At 72.3% G+C, this 21,515-nt stretch carries 15 protein-coding genes, 1 tRNA gene and 1 pseudogene; 4 read left to right on the top strand and 13 right to left on the bottom strand.

Annotation, left to right across the window (positions count from 1 at the left end; genetic code table 11):
* Positions 1-3 precede the first annotated feature (3 nt).
* Complete coding sequence (locus I003_RS0109350; protein ID WP_027771294.1) at positions 4-1,236, top strand: ABC transporter substrate-binding protein; 1,233 nt, start codon at positions 4-6, stop codon at positions 1,234-1,236.
* Between the two features lie 153 nt (positions 1,237-1,389).
* Here I003_RS0109350 and I003_RS0109345 read toward each other — a convergent pair whose 3' ends face one another.
* The 4 genes from I003_RS0109345 to rpsA all read right to left on the bottom strand — a co-directional run bounded on the left by I003_RS0109345 (position 1,390) and on the right by rpsA (position 7,446).
* Positions 1,390-3,618: an MMPL family transporter gene (locus I003_RS0109345; protein ID WP_051368152.1), complete on the bottom strand. Its 2,229-nt coding sequence runs from the start codon at positions 3,616-3,618 to the stop codon at positions 1,390-1,392.
* Positions 3,619-3,910: 292 nt separating this feature from the next.
* On the bottom strand, positions 3,911-4,579 hold the full coding sequence (locus I003_RS0109340) for a response regulator transcription factor (RefSeq protein ID WP_027771292.1): 669 nt from the start codon (positions 4,577-4,579) through the stop codon (positions 3,911-3,913).
* Positions 4,576-5,781: a histidine kinase gene (locus tag I003_RS0109335; protein ID WP_027771291.1), complete on the bottom strand. Its 1,206-nt coding sequence runs from the start codon at positions 5,779-5,781 to the stop codon at positions 4,576-4,578. Before I003_RS0109335 ends, I003_RS0109340 begins: the two co-directional genes overlap by 4 nt.
* Positions 5,782-5,952: 171 nt before the next feature.
* Positions 5,953-7,446 carry a 30S ribosomal protein S1 gene (rpsA, locus tag I003_RS0109330; RefSeq protein ID WP_027771290.1) on the bottom strand — a complete coding sequence of 498 codons (1,494 nt, stop codon included), beginning with the start codon at positions 7,444-7,446 and terminating at the stop codon, positions 5,953-5,955.
* A gap of 337 nt (positions 7,447-7,783) precedes the next feature.
* Here rpsA and I003_RS0109325 point away from each other — a divergent pair, with 337 nt between their 5' ends.
* Together I003_RS0109325 and I003_RS0109320 are read left to right on the top strand one after the other, a co-directional pair.
* Complete coding sequence (locus tag I003_RS0109325; protein ID WP_027771289.1) at positions 7,784-8,653, top strand: class I SAM-dependent methyltransferase; 870 nt, start codon at positions 7,784-7,786, stop codon at positions 8,651-8,653.
* 69 nt (positions 8,654-8,722) lie between these two features.
* Entirely contained in the window at positions 8,723-11,404 is a 2,682-nt protein-coding gene (locus I003_RS0109320; protein WP_027771288.1) for an ATP-dependent helicase, read from the top strand.
* 52 nt (positions 11,405-11,456) lie between these two features.
* Here the strand turns inward: I003_RS0109320 and I003_RS0109315 are convergent, their stop codons facing one another.
* The 3 genes and pseudogenes from I003_RS0109315 to I003_RS0109305 all read right to left on the bottom strand — a co-directional run bounded on the left by I003_RS0109315 (position 11,457) and on the right by I003_RS0109305 (position 13,953).
* Positions 11,457-12,884 (bottom strand): lytic transglycosylase domain-containing protein, encoded by a 1,428-nt coding sequence (locus I003_RS0109315; RefSeq protein WP_078563853.1) that lies wholly within the window; start codon positions 12,882-12,884, stop codon positions 11,457-11,459.
* A gap of 383 nt (positions 12,885-13,267) precedes the next feature.
* Positions 13,268-13,785 (bottom strand): annotated as a pseudogene (locus tag I003_RS34630) (hypothetical protein).
* 85 nt (positions 13,786-13,870) lie between these two features.
* Positions 13,871-13,953 (bottom strand) — tRNA-Leu (locus I003_RS0109305).
* Positions 13,954-14,057: 104 nt separating this feature from the next.
* On the opposite strand from I003_RS0109305, the gene I003_RS0109300 reads away from it, so the two are divergent.
* Positions 14,058-14,732: a response regulator gene (locus tag I003_RS0109300; protein WP_027771286.1), complete on the top strand. Its 675-nt coding sequence runs from the start codon at positions 14,058-14,060 to the stop codon at positions 14,730-14,732.
* Between the two features lie 72 nt (positions 14,733-14,804).
* On the opposite strand, the gene I003_RS0109295 is transcribed toward I003_RS0109300, so the two are convergent.
* The 6 genes from I003_RS0109295 to I003_RS0109270 form a co-directional block, all read right to left on the bottom strand.
* Positions 14,805-15,521 carry an ABC transporter ATP-binding protein gene (locus I003_RS0109295; RefSeq protein ID WP_027771285.1) on the bottom strand — a complete coding sequence of 239 codons (717 nt, stop codon included), beginning with the start codon at positions 15,519-15,521 and terminating at the stop codon, positions 14,805-14,807.
* Positions 15,518-16,429 carry an ABC transporter ATP-binding protein gene (locus I003_RS0109290; protein WP_027771284.1) on the bottom strand — a complete coding sequence of 304 codons (912 nt, stop codon included), beginning with the start codon at positions 16,427-16,429 and terminating at the stop codon, positions 15,518-15,520. The genes I003_RS0109295 and I003_RS0109290 overlap by 4 nt, the downstream gene beginning before the upstream one ends.
* 5 nt (positions 16,430-16,434) lie before the next feature.
* The gene (locus tag I003_RS0109285; RefSeq protein ID WP_027771283.1) at positions 16,435-18,219 is read right to left on the bottom strand and encodes a branched-chain amino acid ABC transporter permease; all 1,785 of its coding nucleotides are present in this window, start codon (positions 18,217-18,219) and stop codon (positions 16,435-16,437) included.
* Between the two features lie 5 nt (positions 18,220-18,224).
* Positions 18,225-19,154: a branched-chain amino acid ABC transporter permease gene (locus I003_RS0109280; RefSeq protein WP_027771282.1), complete on the bottom strand. Its 930-nt coding sequence runs from the start codon at positions 19,152-19,154 to the stop codon at positions 18,225-18,227.
* 108 nt (positions 19,155-19,262) lie between these two features.
* On the bottom strand, positions 19,263-20,504 hold the full coding sequence (locus I003_RS0109275) for a branched-chain amino acid ABC transporter substrate-binding protein (RefSeq protein WP_027771281.1): 1,242 nt from the start codon (positions 20,502-20,504) through the stop codon (positions 19,263-19,265).
* Positions 20,505-20,759: 255 nt separating this feature from the next.
* Positions 20,760-21,383: a hypothetical protein gene (locus I003_RS0109270; RefSeq protein WP_051368151.1), complete on the bottom strand. Its 624-nt coding sequence runs from the start codon at positions 21,381-21,383 to the stop codon at positions 20,760-20,762.
* Between the last annotated feature and the right edge of the window lie 132 nt (positions 21,384-21,515).

Here is a 21,515-nt window from a genome sequence, read left to right as displayed (position 1 = left end):
CGTGTGTCGCGCTCCCTCACGCTCGCCGCCATAGGTGCCAGCATCCTCGTGATCGCCAGCATCGTCGTCTCCGCATGGCCCGGCGGCACCGGGCTGAGACCGCCGGGGTCGCCGTCCCCCGACACCACCACGGCCGCCGCCTTCACCGGCGTGTACCGCATAGGCGCCCTCGGCGACGCCGACCCGGGCGGCGGGCGGGACACCGTCCTGACCCGGAGCGTGGCCCGGGCGCTCGCCGACCACGGCGGCGGGAACGGTGGCGGAGGTGTGGCGACACCGCCGCTGGGCGTCTCGGACCTCACCTCCCACAAGGAGTCCACCGAGCCCGCGAACCGCAGGCTGATAGCCCGCTGGCTGGAGATGGAACCGGGCCTGACCGGGGTCGTCGGCGGCGATCCCGCCCTCAAGCTGCCGAAGAGCGGCCTGACGTCCTTCCGCCTTCCCGTCGTACGCGCCTGCCGCCACGACGGCACCGGCGCCGGCCCCGAGCCGAGCTACGCCGACACCAACGAGCTGCGTTCCTCTGCCTCCACCGCCGACATGGGCGTCGTCCTGGCCCGCCACCTCGCCGGCACGCCCGGCGTCCGCAAGGTCTACGTCCGCGGCGACACCGCCGCCGAACCCACCCGGACCCTGGTCGACCGGCTGCGCGCGGACGGCGTCGAGGTCCGCGCCGACGACGCGGGTCAGCTCGCCGACGGCATCGACCGGTTCCGGCCGGACGCGGTGTTCCTGGAGGGCGGGGCACGGAACCTGGCGGAGTGGCTGGAGCAGGTCGAGGACAGCGGGTTCGCCGGCGTGAAGACACTGTGGGACCCGACGGCGCCGACGTGCACCGGCCGCAACGCCGCCGCCGACGCGGACCTCTCCGTACCGGACGGCTGGCTGACCGTCCGCGGCCACTACGACGTCCGTCTGGACCCCGACGCCGACCGCCGCGCCGCCGTCCGCCGGGCCCTCGGCGACGAGCTGGCCACCCGGCCGTACGCCGTCGAGGCCTACGACGCCGCCCGCGCCATGCTCTCCGCCTGGGACACCGTCTCGGCGGAGGAGCGCAACAGCAACGAGCCGGACCTGGCGCGCGCCGCGCTGGCCGAGGCGCTGCCGACGGTGCCGGTGCGCGGGACGCTGGGCGGCTGGTGGAAGGAGCTGTCGGAGGCGGAGGCGCACCCGGTGGTGTGGCTCGACCGCCGGGAGGGCGGCGAGTGGCGGCAGGAGGCGGAGAAGCGCCGCTGAGGCGCGGGGCCGCGGTCGGCACGCGGTGCGTACGGACCCGGGCGCCCTTCGTACGGACCCGGGCGCACCCCGCGTACGGACAGGGCCCGCCCGTACGGCCGTGGAAGGGGCCGTACGGGCGGGCCGCCGCGCGTTCACCGGTGGCCCGCCGTCCTACGGGACCCCGACGCCCCGCTGCCCGGACGGCTCCCGCACCTCCGGGTCCTCCGGACGCTCCAGCGCCACCCTGGGCAGCGTCCTGGCCAGCGGGCCGGGCAGCCACCACGCGTGCCGTCCGAGCACCTGCATCACCGCGGGCACGATCAGGCAGCGGATCACCAGGGCGTCCAGCAGGATCGCCACCGCCAGGCCCAGGCCGAACTGCTGAAGCATCCGGCTCGGGCTCAGGATGAAGGCCGCGAACACCACGATCATGATCAGCGCCGCCGCGGTGATCACCTGTCCGGTGACGGCCAGGCCCTCGCGTACCGCGTGGGCCGCGTTCTTCGTACGCTCCCACTCCTCGTGCATCCGGGAGACGAGGAAGACCTCGTAGTCCATGGAGAGCCCGAAGACGATCGCGAAGATCATCACGGGGATGAACGCCTCGATGGGCCCCGGCTCCACGCCGAACCAGCCCTCCTGGAACACCAGCGTGATCACGCCGAGCGCGGCCCCGATGGACAGCAGGTTCAGCACCGCCGCCTTGAGGGGGATCCACAGCGAGCGGAAGACCACCGTCAGCAGCAGCGTCGACAGCCCGACGACCAGGGTGACGAACAGCGGCATCCGGTCGGCGACGGTGTCGGAGAAGTCCTGCGTGCCGGCGGTGGCGCCGCCGACCAGGTACTCCGCGTCCGTCTGCGCCGCCAGCGGCGGCAGCACGTCATCGCGCAGGTCGTGCACCAGGTCGGCGGTCGCCGCGTCCTGCGGCGCCGACTCGGGGAAGACGATGAGGGTGGCGACCTCACCGTCCTCCGACGGCAGCGGCGGGGTCGTCGCGGCGACGCCGTCGGCCCGGGCGATCCGGGCCTGCGCCTGCTCCCCGGCCTCGGCGGCGCCGGCCGCGCCGCCGCCCTGCGCGACGACGACGAGCGGGCCGTTGAAGCCGGGCCCGAAGCCCTCGGCGAGCAGGTCGTAGGCCTTCCTGCTGGTGCTGGAGGGGGCGTCGTTCCCGGCGTCGGCGAAGCCCAGCCGCATGCCGAGCGCGGGCGCCGCCAGGGCCAGCAGCGCGACCAGGGCGGCGACGAGCGCGGGCAGCGGCCGGCGCTGCACGGCGCCGGCCAGGGCCCGCCAGCGGCGGCCCTCGGTCCTCCCCCTGGCCGCCGCCTTCTCGGCGCGCTTGAGGACGTGGCGCTGGATGCGCCGGCCGAGCACGGCGAGCAAAGCGGGCAGGAGCACCAGGGACGCGGCCATGGTGACCAGGACGGTCAGCGCCACCGCGAGGGCCACGCCCTGCAGCGCGCCGAGGCCGAGGGCGACCAGGCCGAGGAGCGCGATGATCACGGTGCAGCCGGCGAAGAAGACCGTCCGCCCGGCGGCGTCGAGCGCGATACGCGCGGCGCTGTCCCGGTCGGCTCCGCGGATCAGCTCGTGGCGGTACCGGTAGAAGATGAGCAGTGCGTAGTCGACACCGACCCCGAGGCCGACGAGCATCATGATCGGCGGGGTGAAGTCGGCGACGGTGAAGACGTGCCCGGCCAGGGTGATCAGGCCGACGGCGGTGCCGACCGCGAACAGCGCGGTGCCGAGCGGCACGGCCGCGGCCACCAGCGAGCCGAAGAGCAGCACGAGGATCACCAGCGCGGCGAGCATCCCCGCGCCCTCGGCGCCGCCGCCGCCCGACTCCTCCGCGGCGCGCACGGCGTCGCCGCCCAGCTCGACCTGGAGCGCGTCGGTCCGCGCGTTCTGCGCAGTGTCGATGATCTTCTCGACGTCCGCCTTCGGGACGAGTTCCGCCTTGTCGTCCAGGGTGACGGTGGCGTACGCGATGTCACCTTCGTCGGAGACCGCCGCCGCGCCGTCAGCGTACGGGCTGCGCACGTCCACGACGCTCGCCAGCCCGCGCACCTGCTCCAGCACGCTCTCGACGGCCCGCTCGGTGCCCGCGGTGCGCACCCCCCGCTCGTCCTTGAACACGATCTCCACGCTGTCGCCGGCCTGTGCGGAGCCGTGCCGCTCCAGCAGGTCGGTGGCGGCCTGGGAGTCGGTGCCGGGGAGGGAGAAGTCGTTGCGCCAGTTGCTCCCGGCGGTCTGGGAGGCGGCGGTGACGCCGAGGAGGACGACGATCCACAGGAGGATCGCCGCCCGGCGGCGGCGCCGGGACCAGTCGGCGAGCCGGGCGAAGAGCCCGGGGCGTACGCCGGTGGTGGCGGACGGTGGAGCTGTGCTGTGTGCGGACATGGCGGCAGCGTGCCGGGAATCCGCGGCGGGCACATCGTCCGGACGCGGGCAACCGCTCTACCCCACGGGTTGCACCGCCGCCCGCCCCGTACTACCCGGGTTGCGTCCGCCGCCCGGATCCCGCCGCCTCCCCTAGGGGAAGCGCGGGGGAACCCCTACGGCGCCACACCGCCCTCGGCGCGGCGGAGGGCCGCCCGGGCTCTGCGGGGCAGGTCGATGTCGGCGCGGCGGCCTACCCTGGGGCGGGTGCGCGGGGGACGGGGAAGCTCTCACGCGCCGCCGGTTGCTTCCGTCAGGGTGCCAGCCAGCCCGGCCGGACCATCCCCGACTCGTAGGCCATGACCACCAACTGCGCCCGGTCCCGCACGCCCAGCTTCGTCATGATCCGGCTCACGTGCGTCTTCGCCGTCGCCGGGCTCAGCACCAGCCGCGCCGCGATCTCGTCGTTCGTCAGCCCCGCCGCCACCAGTCGCATCACCTCGGTCTCCCGCAGCGTCAGCACGTTCAGCCGCGGGCTCGGCTCCGGTGCCCGGACCCGGCCGGCGAACTCGGCGATCAGCCGCCGCGTCACCGAAGGGCTGATCAGCGCGTCGCCGCGCGCCGCCACCCGCACCGCGTGGATCAGCTCCTCCGGCTCGGTGTCCTTGACCAGGAACCCGGCGGCGCCGGCGCGCAGCGCCCCGTAGACGTAGTCGTCGAGGTCGAACGTCGTCAGGATGACGACCCGGACGTCCGCCAGCCGCTCGTCCGCGGCGATCCGCCGGGCGGCCTCCAGGCCGTCGGTGTCCGGCATCCGGATGTCCATCAGCACGACGTCGGGGCGCAGTTCGCGGCAAGCGGCCACCGCCTCGGCGCCGCCGTCCGCCTCCCCGACCACGTCGAAGTCGTCCTCGTCCGCCAGGATGGAGCGGAAGCCGGCCCGCACCAGCTTCTGGTCGTCCGCGAGCAGAATCCTGATCATGCCCGGGCGTGCTCCGTTCCATAGGGCAGCCGGGCGGTGACGGCGAAGCCGGCGCCCCCCGGCCGCGGCCCCGCGGCCAGCTCCCCGCCGACCGCCCGCACCCGCTCCCGCATCCCGCCGATGCCGCTGCCGCCGGCCGCACCGGTCCCGGGCCCGGCGCCGGATCCGTCTCCCGCGCCGTCCCCGGCGCGGGTGCCTGCGGCGCCCCGGCCGTCGTCCTCCACCGCCAGCCGCAGCTCGCGCTCACCGTAGTCCAGCCGAACGGTCACCGAGGTGGCCCTCCGCGCGTGCCGCGCGACGTTGGTCAGCGACTCCTGCACGACGCGGTACGCGGTCAGGTCCAGCTCCGCCGGCAGGGCCCGCTCCGCACCCGCGACCACCGTCCTCACCCGCAGCCCCGCCGTGCCGGCCGCCCGCTCCGTGAGGTCGCCCAGGCGCGCCAGTCCGGGCGCGGGCACCGTCGGCGCCTCGTCGTCGACCTGCCGCAGCACCCCCAGCGTCGCGCGCAGCTCGCGCAGCGTCTCGCGGCTGGTCTCCTTGATGGTGGCCAGCGCGTCGGCGGCGGCCGGATCGGGGGCATCGCTCTTTCTCAGCCGGTGCAGAGCGGCTCCGGACTGGACGTTGATGAGCGAGATGTTGTGTCCGATGACATCGTGCAATTCGCGTGCGATGCGCAGCCGTTCCTCCGTTGCGCGGCGGCGCGCTTCGCCTTCGACGTACGCCCGCCGCCCGTGCCGCATCGCGCCCAGCGCCACCACGGCGACGATCCAGCCGGTGAGCATGAACAGCGCCACCCCGTTGACGTCGTCGTTTCCCGACAGCGTGCCCGCGGTGCTGCCGGCGACGACCAGCGCGCCGAGTGCCGCCGCCGCGCGCACCCGCCCCGCGGCGGCCACGCCGTACAGCGCGATGACGAGCACGCCGAACAGCGGACCGTCGTACGCGCTGGTCACGTAGTAGACGCCGACGACCGGGACGACGAACGCGCCCACGGCGACCGGACGGCGGCGGGCGAAGTACAGCGCCCCGCACGCGAGCGCGATCAGCATCCAGCCCAGCGCCGTCGTCGCCCACGGCTCCTTGCGCTCACCGACGAACGCCTGCAGCGTGCCCAACGCCACGAGCACGCCCGTCCCGGCCGCGAGGGCGGTGTCCGCCGCACGGCCCTGGGGCAGGCGGAGCCGGCGTACGCGCAGGGACATGAGCCCAGCGTACGTGCCCGGACGCACGCCCCGGAGCGCTGCACGGAGCCCTGCCCAGCGCCGTGCCGGAGCCCGCTGACGCGCGGAAGGCGGAAGCCCGCCGCCCCCGGAGGGGACGACGGGCTTCCGCCTGTTGCTGCGTCTACACGCCGGGCCGGCAGGCCCGCGCGATCAGCTCTGGCCGCCGGCCAGCTTCTCGCGGAGCGCCGCCAGCGCCTCGTCCGAGGCCAGCGCGCCGGAGTCGTCGGCACCCTCGGAGGAGTACGAGCCGCCGCCGGACGGTGCCGGCGCCGACTCGCCCGCCTCGGCCGCCGCCTGGGCGTCGGCCTCGCGGGACTTGACGACCTGCGCCTGGTGCTGCTCGAAGCGGGCGTGGGCCTCGGCGTACTGGCCCTCCCACTCCTCGCGCTGCTTCTCGTACCCGTCGAGCCACTCGTTGGTCTCGGGGTCGAAGCCCTCGGGGTAGATGTAGTTGCCCTGGTCGTCGTAGGACGCCGCCATGCCGTAGAGCGTGGGGTCGAAGTCGACGGCCATCGGGTCGGGACCGAAGGTCTCGTTCGCCTGCTTCAGCGAGAGGCTGATGCGGCGGCGCTCCAGGTCGATGTCGATGACCTTGACGAAGATCTCGTCGCCCACCTGGACGACCTGCTCCGGGATCTCCACGTGGCGCTCGGCCAGCTCGGAGATGTGGACCAGGCCCTCGATGCCCTCGTCGACGCGGACGAACGCGCCGAACGGCACCAGCTTCGTGACCTTGCCGGGCACGACCTGACCGATCTGGTGCGTGCGCGCGAACTGCTGCCACGGGTCTTCCTGGGTGGCCTTCAGGGACAGCGAGACACGCTCGCGGTCCATGTCGACGTCCAGGACCTCGACCGTGACCTCCTGGCCGACCTCGACGACCTCGGAGGGGTGGTCGATGTGCTTCCAGGACAGCTCGGACACGTGCACCAGGCCGTCCACGCCGCCCAGGTCCACGAAGGCGCCGAAGTTGACGATCGAGGAGACCACACCCGATCGCACCTGGCCCTTCTGCAGGGTGGTGAGGAAGGTCTGGCGGACCTCCGACTGGGTCTGCTCAAGCCAGGCACGGCGGGACAGAACCACGTTGTTCCGGTTCTTGTCCAGCTCGATGATCTTGGCTTCGAGCTCCTTGCCGACATAGGGCTGCAGGTCGCGCACGCGGCGCATCTCGACCAGCGACGCGGGCAGGAAGCCCCGCAGGCCGATGTCGAGGATGAGACCGCCCTTGACGACCTCGATGACGGTACCGGTGACGATGCCGTCCTCTTCCTTGATCTTCTCGATGGTGCCCCACGCACGCTCGTACTGCGCGCGCTTCTTCGAGAGGATCAGCCGGCCTTCCTTGTCCTCCTTCTGGAGAACAAGGGCCTCGATCTCGTCGCCGACGGCGACGACCTCGTTCGGGTCGACGTCGTGCTTGATCGAGAGCTCCCGGGAAGGGATGACACCCTCGGTCTTGTAGCCGATGTCGAGCAGGACCTCGTCCCGGTCGACCTTCACGATGACGCCGTCGACGATGTCGCCGTCGTTGAAGTACTTGATCGTCTCGTCGATCGCGGCGAGGAAGGCTTCCTCGGAACCGATGTCGTTGACCGCGACCTGCGTCGTGGCGGCCGCGGTGTTCTCGGTGCTGCTCGTCATGTGGGATTGGGCTCCGGTACGGGCAAGTTGAGTCGTCGTCACTCCACGCCGAGAGCCCTGTGATCGCACCGCCGAAGCCGGACAGCCTAAGAGGCGCTTTCCCGACCCCCGAGGGAGTCCGGCAGCGCCTCGTGAACCGAGGGGACATACAACAGATGCGAGCGCGGCCTGCTCCGTCCGAGGCGCGCAGGCCCGCAGCGCAACTTGTAGCATACGGGGGCAGCCGGGCATGGTCAATGCGCGAAGAGTGCACCTGGGGCATGCCGCCCCATACCTGGCAGTAGTGGCGCTCCGTCACTCACGCGCGTGGCAGGAAGGTACTACGGCGATCCGGCCCATGGTCCACGAGTACGAAAACAGCGCCGACGCTCCCGCTGACGCGGATGCTCCGGCAGAGGCTACCCGACGGCCCGTCCCCGCGCGGGAAACCCGGCTTGCCAGCCGAGGCTGGTGGGACCGCAACGCCGACGACTACCAGCGCGAGCACGGCGGCTTCCTCGGCGGCGCGGACGGCGCGCGCTTCATCTGGGGCCCCGAGGGCCTGGACGAGGAGGAGGCGCGGCTGCTCGGGCCCGTGGAGTCACTGGCGGGGCGCGCGGTGCTGGAGGTGGGCGCGGGGGCCGCGCAATGCTCCCGATGGCTCGCCGGGCAGGGGGCACGGCCCGTAGCGCTGGACCTCTCGCACCGGCAGTTGCAGCACGCGCGCCGCCTGGCCCTCGAAGCGTCCACCTCACCCGCGCCGTTTGCGCTGCTCCAGGCGGACGCGGCGGCGCTGCCGTTCCGCGACGGGGCGTTCGACCTGGCGTGCTCCGCCTACGGCGCGGTGCCGTTCGTCGCCGAGCCGGTCACGGTGATGCGGGAGGTCCGGCGGGTACTGCGGCCGGGCGGACGGTGGGTCTTCTCCGTCACCCACCCCGTGCGCTGGGCCTTCCCGGACGAACCGGGCCCGGAGGGCCTGTCCGTCGCCGCGTCCTACTTCGACCGCACCCCCTACGTCGAACAGGACGAGGACGGGCGCGCACTGTACGTCGAACACCACCGGACGCTGGGCGACCGGGTCCGCGACGTGGTCGGAGGCGGCTTCCGGCTACTGGACCTGGTGGAACCGGAATGGCCGCAGTGGCACGACCAGGAATGGGGCGGCTGGTCGCCGCTGCGGGGACACCTGATCCCCGGCACCGCGATCTTCGTCTGCGAAGCGATCTGAGAAGACCCGCCCGCCCGGACGGGGCCGCCGGCGGACACCGCAGGCACGGGCCGTAGCACACTGGCGTCCGTGGCCCTCCGCTCCGACGCACTCGACGCCCTGCCCGTACGCCACGCGCTGCCCGCCCTGCGCGCGGCCCTCGACGGCCCCGGCGCCGCCGTGCTCGGGGCGCCCCCCGGCACCGGCAAGACCACGCTCGTGCCCCTGGCCCTCGCCGGACTCGTCCCCGGCGCCGGCGCCGCACCCCGCCGGGTGCTCGTCGCCGAACCCCGGCGCATGGCGGCGCGGGCCGCCGCACGCCGTATGGCGTGGCTGCTCGGCGAAGAGACCGGCGCACAGGTCGGGTTCACCGTCCGCGGCGAACGCCGCGCCGGGCCCCGCACCCGCGTCGAAGTCGTCACCACCGGCGTCCTCCTCCAACGCCTCCAGCGTGACCCCGAGTTGGCCGGGGTCGACGCCGTCCTGCTCGACGAGTGCCACGAACGGCACCTCGACGCCGACACCGCCCTCGCCTTCCTCGTCGACGTACGCGCCACCCTCCGCCCCGACCTGCGCCTCCTCGCCGCCTCGGCCACCTCCGACACCGATGCCTGGGCGCGGCTCCTCACCGCCCCCGACGGGACCGCACCCGCACCCGTCGTCCACGGCGAAGGCACGATGCACCCCGTGGCGATCGGCTACCGCCCCCCACCCGCCGGCGTACGCCCCGCACACGGCACCCGGGTCGACCCGGCGCTGCTCGCCCACATCGCCGACGTCATCCGCGAAGGACTGCGCCGGCCCCACGGCGACGTGCTGTGCTTCCTCCCCGGCGTCGGCGAGATCGCCCGGGTGGCCGGGCTGCTGACCGGCGTCACCGCGGAGGTGCTGCAACTGCACGGGCAGGCGCCCGCCGACGTGCAGAACGCCGTCCTGCGCGGAAGCGCACCCGGCGAGCGCCGCGTGATCCTCTCCACCGCGGTGGCCGAGTCCAGCCTGACCGTGCCCGGCGTACGGATCGTCGTCGACGGCGGTCTCGCCCGCGAACCCCGCATGGACCACGCCCGCGGACTCGGAGCCCTCACGACCGTACGGGTGTCCGCCGCCACCGCCACACAGCGGCTCGGCCGGGCCGGCCGCGAAGGCCCCGGGCTGACACTGCGCTGCTGGCCGGAGGCCGAAGACGGGCGGCTGCCGCGCTACCCCTCACCCGAGATCGCCGTCGCCGACCTGGCCGCCTTCGCCCTGCAGGCCGCCTGCTGGGGCGACCCCGACGCCACCGGGCTCGCCCTCCTCGACGCCCCGCCGCCCGGCGCGATGGCCGCCGCCCGCGACGTGCTGCGGACCGTCGGCGCCGTGGACGCCGCCGGCCGCCCCACACCCCGGGGCACCCGACTCGCCCGCCTCGGCCTGCACCCCCGGCTCGGCCGCGCCCTGCTCGACGCCGCCGCCGAAGCCGGACCAGGACCGGCGGCCGAAGCCGTGGCGCTGCTCAGCGAGGAACCGCCGCGCGCCTACGGCGACGACCTCGCCGCCGCCTGGCGCCGGGCCCGCCGCGGCGGCGACGCCTACGCCGCCCGCTGGCGCCGCGAAGCCCGGCGCCTGCGGCGGGCCCTGGAGGCACCCGCGGACGACCCGAACGCCGGGACCGACACCCCACCGCACGGACCGCACCCGCGGCCGGGCACCCCGGCGACGAACCCCCACGAAGGCCCGCCCCCCACACCCACCGCCCCCGGCGAGGACGCGGCCGGACCCACCCCTCCGCCCCCCTCCCCCGCCCGGGAGAGCGGCCACCGGCCCGGCGACGACGCCGTCGCCGGACTCGTCGCCGCACTCGCCTTCCCGGAGCGCGTCGCCCGCGGGCGCGGCGACGGGTCCTACCTCATGGCCTCCGGAACCCGCGTCGAGACCGGCCCCGACTCCGCCCTGCGCGGCCAGCCCTGGCTCGCCGTCGCCGTCGCCGACCGGCCCGTCGGCGCCGCCGGCGCCCGGCTCCGGCTCGGCACCCCCGTCGACGAGGACACCGCGCTGCGGGCCGCCGAAACCCTCCTCCGCACCGACGACGACGTCACCTGGTCCACCGAACGGCACGAAACCGTCGCCCGACGCGTCACCCGCCTCGGCGCCGTCGAACTCCGCGCCCGGCCCCTCCGCAGTCCCGACCCCGCCCGCCTCCGCGCCGCCCGCCTCGACGGGCTGCGCCGCGAAGGCACCGCCCTGCTGCGCTGGTCCGACCGGGCCCGCGCGCTACGGCACCGGCTGGCGTTCCTGCACCACGCACTCGGTGACCCCTGGCCCGACGTCTCCGACGACGCCCTCCTCACCCGCGCCGACGACTGGCTGGACGACGACCCGCGCCGCATCGACGCCGGCCGCGTCCTCCAGGGGCTCCTCCCCTGGGCCCGCGGCGAAGCCGCCCGGCTCGACGAACTCGCCCCGGAACGCATCGAAGTACCCAGCGGCTCCCGCATCCGCGTCGCCTACGACGACCCGCAGCAGCCCGTACTCGCCGTCAAGCTCCAGGAGCTCTTCGGCCTCGACCGCACACCGCGGATCGCCGACGGCCGCGTAGCGCTCCTGGTGCACCTGCTGTCACCCGCCGGCCGCCCCGCCGCCGTCACCGCCGACCTGGCATCCTTCTGGCGACAGGGCTACCCCGCGGTCCGCGCCGACCTACGCGGCCGTTACCCGAAGCACCCCTGGCCCGAGGACCCGGCCGCCGCCACGCCCACCCGGCACACCACGCGCCGCACGAACGCCGGCCGCTGACGGGCCGCCCCGGGCGCCGGCCGCTGACCGGCCGCCCGGGCACCACCACGTCCTACTCGACGGTCAGCTCCAGCGTCAGCGTCACGCCCTCGCTCGTCGTCAGCAGCAGGAGGAACGTCCCGGTCTCGTCGCCCGCCTGGATCGCCGGCAGCTTCACCGTGCCGTCCCCCTCCGTCGTCAGGTTCAGCTTGCGGACCGGATTGCCCTCCGCGTCCTCGAAGTACGGGCCCTTGTCGTTCGGCTCGCCGGCCTCCGTGACCATCGCCGCCGTCACCGGTGCCTCCGCGGCGGGGCCGCCCCGGTACGTCACCTTGGCCTCGACGGCGCCGAACTCGCCGCCCGCCGCGGCCGTCAGCGCCTCGTCACCGATGCGGACCAGCCCGTACGACGCCTTCACCTCGGCGGCGAAGTCCACCGGACTCACCTCGCCGCCCGTCGTGGCGCGGATCGTGAACTCCCCGGTCAGCTTCCCCGCGTTGACCACCGGCGCCGTCGCGTAACCGGACGCGTCGGTGGTGACCGACGCGGTCTTCTCGCCACCGGCGAACACCGCACCCGTCTGGCCGCTGATCGTGAACGTGACCGTCTTGCCGGAAACGCCGGCGCCGCGCGAGGTCACGCCCCGCACCTTCGGGCGCTCGGCGAAGTCGGCGCCGGTGTACGCGGTGGACGACTGCGGACTCACCACCCGCAGATCCGAGATCGCCGGCGCCGGCTCCTCGGGGTCCTCCCCGCCGGGCGGGTCGCTGGGGCTCGGGCCGGGGCCGGGACTGTTGCCGCCGTCCCCGCCGTTGTCCCCGCCGTTGTCGCCGCCGTTGTCCCCGCCCTTGCCGTCGTCGTCGCCCCTCCCCGGCTTGTCGCTCTCCGAGGGACTCGGCGAAGGCGTCGGCGTGTTGATGCCGTCGCTCCGGTCGCCCGGGTCCGCGCCGGTGCCGTCGGGCACCGGGTCGGCGCCGCCCTCCTTGTAGAAGTCGTACCAGGTCAGGACCGTACGCAGATACGACTGCGAGTGGTTGTACCCCAGGATGGCGGCTTCCAGATCGGACTGCGAGGACAGGTCACGCCCGCCCGCGCACAGATACCGCCCGGCGGCCAGCGCCGCGTCGTAGACGTTCTCCGGATTGCGCTCACCGTCGTCGTTGCCGTCACTGCCCCACGTGGCCCACGTCGAGGGAATGAACTGCATCGGGCCGACGGCACGGTCGTAGTCGGCGTCCCCGTCGTACTCGCCGCCGTCGGTGTCCGTGATAGTGGCGAAGCCGTTGCCGTTGAGCACGGGGCCGAGGATGGGGTTCCGGGTCGTCCCGTCCGCTTCCACGTCACCGCCGCGGGCATGCCCCGACTCCACCCGGCCGATGGCCGCCAGCAGCTCCCACTCCAGGTTGCACCCGGGGTTGCTGCGCGCGAGCCGGCTCTCGGCCTGCTTGTACGCGTCGAGGACCGTCGCGGGGATACCGGACTCGTCGGCCTCGTCCTCCACCTCGTCACCCGGGGAGGGGTTGGCGCTCTCCAGCGGCGGCAGATCGGTGTAGTACGGAGAGCCACCCGTGATCGAGTCCTCCCCGCCCCCCGGCGCCTGGTCGGGGGCGCTCTTCCCGGGGGCCTCCGGCCCCGCCGAGAGCCCCGGCGCCTGTGAGGCCGTGAGCGCGGCCATCGCGGCGGCCGCCACCGCCGCGGTCATCGCACCCTTGCGCAGTCGTCGTCGCGTCGGCGCAGCCATCGCCTACCCGTCCCCCTCCGTAGGTCTGCAGGGTCCCCCGCACAGCAATGCTCGCGACCATACGTCAAGTTGATGCCGCGTTCTACCGCCTGTGGATGAACGGTGACGGCCCCCGGACATCCGCGGAAACCGGGGGCGGGACGTCAGTATTTCGGCCCCACGTTCGCGTCCATGAGAGCGACGGACGCGCGCCTGGCGACGGAGATGCTGAACGGATCGCACCCGCGAGCGGCGGTCGTCCACTCGACACCCACCCGGTCGAGCGCGTCGGTGAACAGCTTGCGGATGTCGTCGGACTTGTTGCTGAAGAAGTAACGCGGTACTCGTAGCGCGCACGCACCCCGGCGACGAGCCGGGTGGTCCAGTTCGTGATCCGGCACCCGTCGGAGTGGATGAGCCCGCGGATGAAGGGCCGGCCATCACCCGGGTAGAGACCGAGGAGATAGGCGTAGGCCGCGTCGTCCAGCAACCGGCCGTCGCATCGTGGGCACGGCCGGTCCGGGACACCGGGCAAGCCGCTGCGTGCGGCCCGGTCCCGGTGGAGCCAGTAGCCGACCGTCCCTGCGGGAACACCGAGGGCCCGGGCGACGCCGGCGTTCCGCACACCCCCGCGCAGCATGGCAAGTGCCCGATCACGTGCATCTGTGCCGTGCGTGTACATGGAACAACTGTGCGCGACTGGACGCGATCACACCGCTTCACCGCTGGAATTCACGAGAACGGTGCGTTCCGCTGGAGCGAAAAAGTGCCCGGTGTGGGATTCGAACCCACATGCCCGAAGGCACGGCTGTTTGAGAGCCGCGTGTCTCACCAGTTCCACCAACCGGGCTCGCTCGGTGCGGACCCAAGCCTACCGTGTACCCGCCTCCTCTCGCGGGGTCGGTACCCTCGTGGGTGCCCCACCCGCAGCCAGGCAATACCCCGAGGAGCACCGTGAGCGCCCCCGAGACCCCCGAAACCCCGGAGGACATCACCGCCGCCAGCGCCGGAGGCGACGAACACGTGCCGCCGCAGACCACCCGGGTCGTCATCGCCGAGGACGAGGCTCTCATCCGGCTCGATCTGAAGGAGATGCTGGAGGAGGAGGGGTACACCGTCGTCGGGGAGGCGGGGGACGGGGAGACCGCGGTGCGGCTGGCGCGGGAGCACCAGCCGGATCTGGTGATCCTGGATGTGAAGATGCCCGTGCTCGACGGGATCTCCGCCGCCGAGCAGATCGCCGCCGACTCCATCGCGCCGGTGCTGATGCTCACCGCGTTCTCCCAGCGCGAGCTGGTCGAGCGGGCGCGGGACGCGGGGGCCATGGCGTATCTGGTGAAGCCGTTCAGCAAGGGTGACGTGGTCCCGGCCATCGAGATGGCCGTCTCGCGCTACACGGAGCTGAAGACCCTGGAGAAGGAGGTCGTCGACCTCACCCAGCGGCTGCAGACGCGCAAGCTGGTGGACCGGGCGAAGAGCATCCTGCAGACCGAGTACGGGCTGTCGGAGCCCGCGGCGTTCCGGTGGATCCAGAAGACGTCGATGGACCGCCGGCTGTCGATGCAGCAGGTGGCCGAGGCCGTGATCGAGGACGACGCGGAGAAGAAGGCCAAGAAGAAGCAGGGGTAGTCTCCGGAGACGGAAGCGGCCCGTGCCCCCCTCCCCGGGGCGCGGGCCGCTTTCGTGTGTGCGGTTCGGTTCTCAGTCCTCGCCGAGGTATGCCTTGCGGACGGACTCGTCGTGCAGCAGTTCCTCTCCGGTGCCCGACAGGACGACCTTGCCGACCTCCATCACGTGGCCGTGGTCGGCGATGGAGAGCGCGGCCTGGGCGTTCTGCTCGACGAGCAGGATGGTGGTGCCCTGGGCCTTCAGCTCCCGGATCGTTTCCATGATCTTCTGCATCATGATCGGCGAGAGGCCCATGGAGGGTTCGTCGAGCATGAGCAGTTTGGGCCGGGACATCAGGGCCCTGCCCATGGCCAGCATCTGCTGCTCGCCGCCGGAGAGGGTGCCCGCGGCCTGCTTACGCCGTTCACCGAGGATGGGGAACAGCTCGTAGCACATCCTGATGTCCTGCTCGATGCCCGCCGCGTCCTTCCGGAGGAAGGCACCGAGTTGGAGGTTCTCGGTGATGGTGAGGCGGGGGAAGAGCCGGCGGCCTTCCGGGGAGTGGGCGAGGCCCATGGCGACGATCTTGTGGGCGCCGACGCCGTTGAGCGGCGTGCCGTCGAAGAAGATCTTGCCGCCCGCGGGCTTCAGCAGTCCGGACAGGGTGCGCAGGGTCGTCGTCTTGCCGGCGCCGTTGGTGCCGATCAGGGTGACGACCTCGCCGCTCCGGACGCTGAACGAGATGCCTTTGACGGCCTCGATCTTGCCGTAGGCGACTTTCAGGTCCTCGACCTGCAGTAGCGGGGTCACGCGTCGCCCTCCTTGCTCTTCTCGGGGGTGCTGCCGCTCCCGGTGTTCTTCCTGAGCGCGTCCTCGGCGGCGGCGACCTCGGCGGCGTCGTCGTCCTCGGGGGCGCCTTCGAAGGGGGTGCCGAGGTATGCGGCGACGACGCGTTCGTCGCTCTGGACGACGTCGGGGGTGCCTTCGACCAGCTTTTCGCCCTGGACGAGGACGGCGACGCGGTCGCAGAGCCCGAAGATGAACCGCATGTCGTGCTCGATGACGAGTACCGAGGTGCCCTGTTCGCGGATGGCGAAGACCAGTTCGCGGGTGGCGCGGGTCTCCTGCGGGTTCATGCCCGCGGTGGGCTCGTCGAGGAGCAGCAGTCCGGGTTCGCTCGCCAGTGCCCGGGCGATTTCCAGCTTGCGCTGTTCGCCGTAGGGGAGGTTGCGGGCGAGGTGGTCGCGTTTGGCGGCCAGCCCGGTGAACTCCAGGAGTTCCATGGCACGCGCCTCGGACTCGCGTTCCGCCCGCTTGAAGCCGGGGGCGCGCAGCAGCGCGGACCACAGCCCTTCGTGGGTGCGGGTGTGGCGGCCGACGAGGACGTTTTCCAGGACCGTCATGTTGGCGAAGAGACGGATGTTCTGGAAGGTTCGGGCGATGCCCGCCTCGGTGACGCGGTGGGAGCGGTGCGGCAGGACCGTGCCTTTGTACCGGACCGTGCCCTCGGTGGGGATGTAGAGCCCCGTCATGCAGTTGAAGAAGGTGGTCTTGCCGGCACCGTTGGGGCCGATGAGGCCGACGATCTCGCCCTGGCCGACGGTGAGGTCGACGTTGCGTACGGCGGTGAGCCCGCCGAAGCGCATGGTGACGCCGCGGGCGTCCAGGACTGTTCCGCCGACCGCCGGTCCCTGGGCGGGGATGGTGTCGCTGGCCATCGGGGTCACACCCCCACCTTCTTTGTCAGGCCGGTATCTTCCTTGGGCACGTCGAGCTGCCCGGTGTCGTGGAACTCCAGTTGCTTCCGGCGGTCGGCGATGAGGCCCTCCGGGCGGAAGCGCATGAGCAGGACGAGCGCCACGCCGAAGAGCAGCAGTTGGTATTCCTGCACGAACTGCAGCTTGGCGGGGATCAGGTAGAGCAGCGACGCGCCGATGAGCGGGCCGCTGACGGTGCCCATGCCGCCGAGGATGACGGCCGCCAGGAGGAACGCGGAGTTCGGCGGCACGGCTTCGACGAACTTGTACTGCGTGGGCGTGACGGTGTAGGTCACGTGCGCCTGTACGGTGCCCGCCATACCGGCCAGGGTGGCGCCGAGCGCGAAGGCGAGGAGCTTGAGCCGGAAGGCGTTGATGCCCATGGCGCGGGCTGCGGTCTCGTCCTCGCGGATGGCGACCCAGGCGCGGCCGATGCGTGACTGGTCCGCGCGCCGGAAGATCGTGACGATCACGACGGTGAACAGCAGCATCAGCAGGAAGTAGTTGGAGAACCGGCCGAGTTCGGTGCCGAGGATGGTGTGTTCCTCGCCGAGGTTGAAGCCGAGGATCTCCAGCTCGGGGATGTTCGGGATGCCGTTGGGCCCGTTGGTGACGTCGGGGCCCGAGTCGCCGTCGAGGTTCTGCACGCCGATGCGGAAGATCTCGCCGAAGCCGAGGGTGACGATGGCGAGGTAGTCGCCGCGCAGCCGCAGTGTCGGGGCGCCGATGACCACGCCGAAGACGAGTGATGCGGCGGCTCCGGTGAGCACGGCGGCCCAGAACGGGAAGGTGACCCCGATGCTGGAGGTGGGTGCGCCGGAGACCAGGGCGGCGGTGTAGGCGCCGACGCCGAGGAAGGCGACGTAGCCGAGGTCCAGCAGGCCCGCGAGGCCGACGACGACGTTGAGGCCGAGCGCGACGGTGGCGAAGATGAGGATGTTGGTGCCGATGCTGGCGTAGGCGTCGTTGCTCTGGGTGAACGGGAAGGCGAACGCGGCGACGAAGGCGGCGGTCACGGTCACGTTGCGGTGCTTGGCGGTGAGCTGGCCCAGTTGCCGGGTGAGTCCTGCGCGGCCCACGGCGGGGAACGCGAAGGACACGAGCACCATGTAGCCGATGAAGAGTTCGGCGTAGTCGGTGTCGATCCCGAAGGTGAAGACGTACAGGCCGAGGGCGAAGGAGGCGGAGATGATGACGATCTCCACCCAGCCGGGCAGTTGCCGCAGCCGCGGCGGGACGGGCGCCTTCAGGGAGTGCACCAGGTGTGCCCAGGGGCCGGACGGCGGGTTTTCGGTGTCCACGGGGACGTCCGACGGCAGTCCGAGGGCGCCGATGGCGGCGATCAGGGCCATGGCCACGGCGATGTAGCCGCCGGGGTCGACGTTGATGAGGCCGCCGAGGTTCTTGATGATGGCGCCGATGGAGTAGCCGGTGACGCCGAGGGTGCCGAGCGCGAGGAGCCGTACCGCGCTGTTGGGTCCGCCGGGGGTGAGCCAGCGCAGTCCGCGCAGGCCGCTTCCGGAGAGCAGGAACAGCAGGGTGAGCAGGGCGCCGGTGAGCGTCAGGAGCTGCAGGCCGCCGGGGTAGCCGTAGACGGTGAGGTTGCCCGGGAATTCCTCCGTGTAGGTCCAGGAGAGGAAGGTGGAGGCGAAGGTGCCGAGGGCGCCGGCGTAGGCGAGCAGCCGGGCGGGGCCCGGCGGCAGGGGCAGTACGCCGGCCGCGGGGGCGGTGGTCTTGTCCAGGGTGGTCATCGCTATCACGCCCGATCCGCGACGCGTTCGCCCAGCAGGCCCTGGGGCCGCAAGAGCAGTACGAGAATGAGCAGGACGAACGCCCAGACGTCCTTCCAGGCACCGCCGCCGAGCTGTTCCATGCCGGGGATGTCGGCGATGTAGGCGGTGGCCATGGCCTCGGCGAGGCCGAGGACCACGCCGCCGATCATGGCGCCGTAGATGTTGCCGATGCCGCCGAGGACGGCGGCGGTGAACGCCTTGAGGCCGGCGATGAAGCCCATCTTGAAGTTGACCTCGCCGTAGCGCAGGCCGTGGGCGATGGCCGCGATGGCCGCGAAGGCGGCGCCGATGGCGAAGGCCATGACGATGATGCGGTCGGTGTTGATGCCCATGAGCTTGGCCGTGTCCGGGTCCTGCGAGGTGGCCTGCATGGCGCGGCCGGTGCGGGTCTTGGAGACGAAGACGCCGAGGGCGATCATGCATACGGGGGCGGCGATGAGCAGGTACAGCTCACCGCGTTCGATGGTGAACGCGCCGAAGTCGATGCGGGGGCCGGAGAACTCGGGGAAGGGCCGCGATTTCGTGGCGTCGGGGTACCAGGCCCAGATGGCCTGCTGAAGGGCGATGGACAGGCCGATCGCGGTGATGAGGGGGGCGAGGCGGGGTGCGCCGCGCAAGGGCCGATAGGCGAAGCGTTCGGCGCCGACGCCGACGAGTACGGAGCAGATGACGGCCATGAGGATCATCAGCGGCAGGGCGACGAGAAGGCTGGTGCCGTCGGGCATCCACAACCACATCGTCAGGGCGCCGAAGCCGCCGATCATGAATATCTCGCCGTGGGCGAAGTTGATGAGCTGGACGATGCCGTACACCATCGTGTAGCCGATGGCTATGAGCCCGTACAAGGCGCCGAGTAGCAGGCCGTTGGCAAGTTGCTGCGGCAGATCGTTCACCGCTGGGCCTCCGAGTGGGTGTCAGATATGGCCGCGCGGGGGGCGCTGTGTGCGCCCCCCGCGCCGCTTGCGGTCTGTGTGATCAAAGGGCGGTGGTGGTCGCCCCGGTCAGCCTTCGAACTCGCCGCTGGTCAGCGGCACGTGCTCGCCGTCCTTGACCTGGTACAGCGAAAGCTGCTTGTTGGTCGTGTCGCCGAACTCGTCGAAGGCGACCGTGCCGGTCACTCCCTCGAAGGAGATGTCTGCCATGGCCTCCGCGATGGCGGAGCGCGCCTCGTCGGTGTCACCGGGCAGCTCGCCGTCGTTCTCCTCGACGACGGCCTTCACGGCCTGGATGATCGCCCAGGTGGAGTCGTAGGAGTACCCGCCGTAGGCCTCGTAGGAGTCCTCGTAGCCGGCGGCCTCGTAGTTCTTGATGAACTCCTGGGCGGTGTCCAGCTCGTTGAGCGGGGCGCCGACGGAGCTGGCCATGTCGCCCTCGGCGTTCTCCTTGGCCAGGGCCACGTACTCGGCGCTGAACAGGGCGTCGCCGCCGACGGTCGGGATCTTGGCCCCGGCCTTCTTGACCTGGGCGGCGAGCGGGGCGCCGGCCGGGTACTCGCCGCCGTAGTAGACGAAGTCGGCGCCGGAGTTCTTGACCTTCGTGGCGATGGCCGCGAAGTCCTTGTCGTCGGGGTTGACGTGGTCGGTTCCGACGACCTTGCCGCCGAGCTTCTCGAACTCCTGGGCGAAGGTGCCGGCGAGGCCGGCGCCGTAGGTCTTCTTGTCGTCGATGACGAAGACCTTCTTCAGCTTCTCCTCGTTGTAGAGGTACTGCGCCGCGTACGGGCCCTGGATGGCGTCGGTGGTGGACACGCGGAAGTAGGTGTCGAACGGACGCGACTTCTCGCCGGACTGCCAGTTCTCGCCCTGGGTCAGGGAGGGGTTGGTGTTGGCGGGCGAGACCTGGACCATGTCGGCGTCGGCGAAGACCTTCTGCATGGACTGGCCGACATCGGAGTTCAGCGGGCCGACGACGCCCATGACGTCCTCGTTGCCGACGAGCTTGGTGGCGTTCTGCTGGCCCTGCTGGGCCTGCGCCACGTCGTCGAGGGGCTCGAGCTCGAACGTGACGCCCTTGACCTCCTCGTTGTCGTTGGCCGTCTTCACGGCGAGCTCGGCGGAGTTCTGGATGCCGATACCCAGGGCCGAGAGGTCACCCGTCAGCGGGGCGTCGAGGCCGATAACGACGGTCGTTCCGTCGCCACCGCCTCCGCCTTCACTGTCGTCGTCGCGGGAACCGCAAGCAGACAGAGTGAGTGCCCCTGCGGTGACCGCAGTGGTGAATATGAGCAAGGAGCGGTGACGCACGATCAGTCCTTTCCCCTGGCGCGGCCTCGACTGCGCAGAGTGGGCCGGTGCACGCGGCAGGCGTCGGAAGGTGACCTGCTGCGCGGTGACTGGGCGTGACTCTAAGCCGCCCCGGGGCGGGGGGGCAGAGGGGCAGGCCATGCTGTGACTCTCTTGTTATGACCCTTACAGCGGCCTTCCGCGCCGGCGGGCGCGGTCTGTGCCGGATTCACGGAGTCCGGACGCCCGAACGGGCGCGAAGCCGCTGCTGATGTCCTATGCGCCGGGCGCGGCCCGCTCGGCGGGTTCGCATATCGTACGCAGCGCCCTGGACAGTTCGGCGGCGTAGGTGCCGCCGAGGATGGAGCTGTAGTCCTGTATTGCGCGCGTGTTACGCAGCGTTACGCGCAGGGAGGGCAGGCTCGCGTCGAGCGGGAGGCCGGCGCACCGGACGACTTCGAACCGGACGGTGACCCGGGTGGGCCGGCCCTCGGGGAGTTCCAGCGGCAGCGCGGGCCGGACGGACAGCTTCAGCCCGCTGTATCCCTGGGTGATCTTCTCCAGTGAGGCGCCACTGTCGGAGGTGGCCATGAGCTGCGCGTCAAAAAAGGTTTCGCCCGCTTTGGGGGTGTGTATTCCGAGAAAGGAGAAGTCCGTCGACTGGAGCGGGTAGGGCGCGAGCGCTGCCGGCTCCGGCTCCGGCCGTGTGGCCAGGGCGTATGCGCCGAGAACGGCCAGCGCGGCGAGTCCGGCGCCGGCGACGGCGACCCGGCGGGAGCGGGGCGGCAGCGCCGTCCAGCGCTCGCTCAGGCGCGGCCCGGCGGAGCCGCCGCCGATCACCTCCGCGGGCGGGCCGGGGTCCGGCTCGGGGTCCGGCTCGGGCCGGGTGGGCGGGCTCATGGCGGACAGAGTAAGGGCGTACGCGCCGCGGCGCAGGAGGCCGGACGCACCCGCGTTCGACTACCGAACGTACGCGACGGCGGCGGGGGCCGTGGGCCCCGTTCCCGCCGCCGCCTGCGTACGCCGCCCGTG

The sequence above is a fragment of the Streptomyces sp. CNQ329 genome, assembly GCF_000482585.1.
This window is presented reverse-complemented; position numbering and strand designations above follow the sequence as displayed.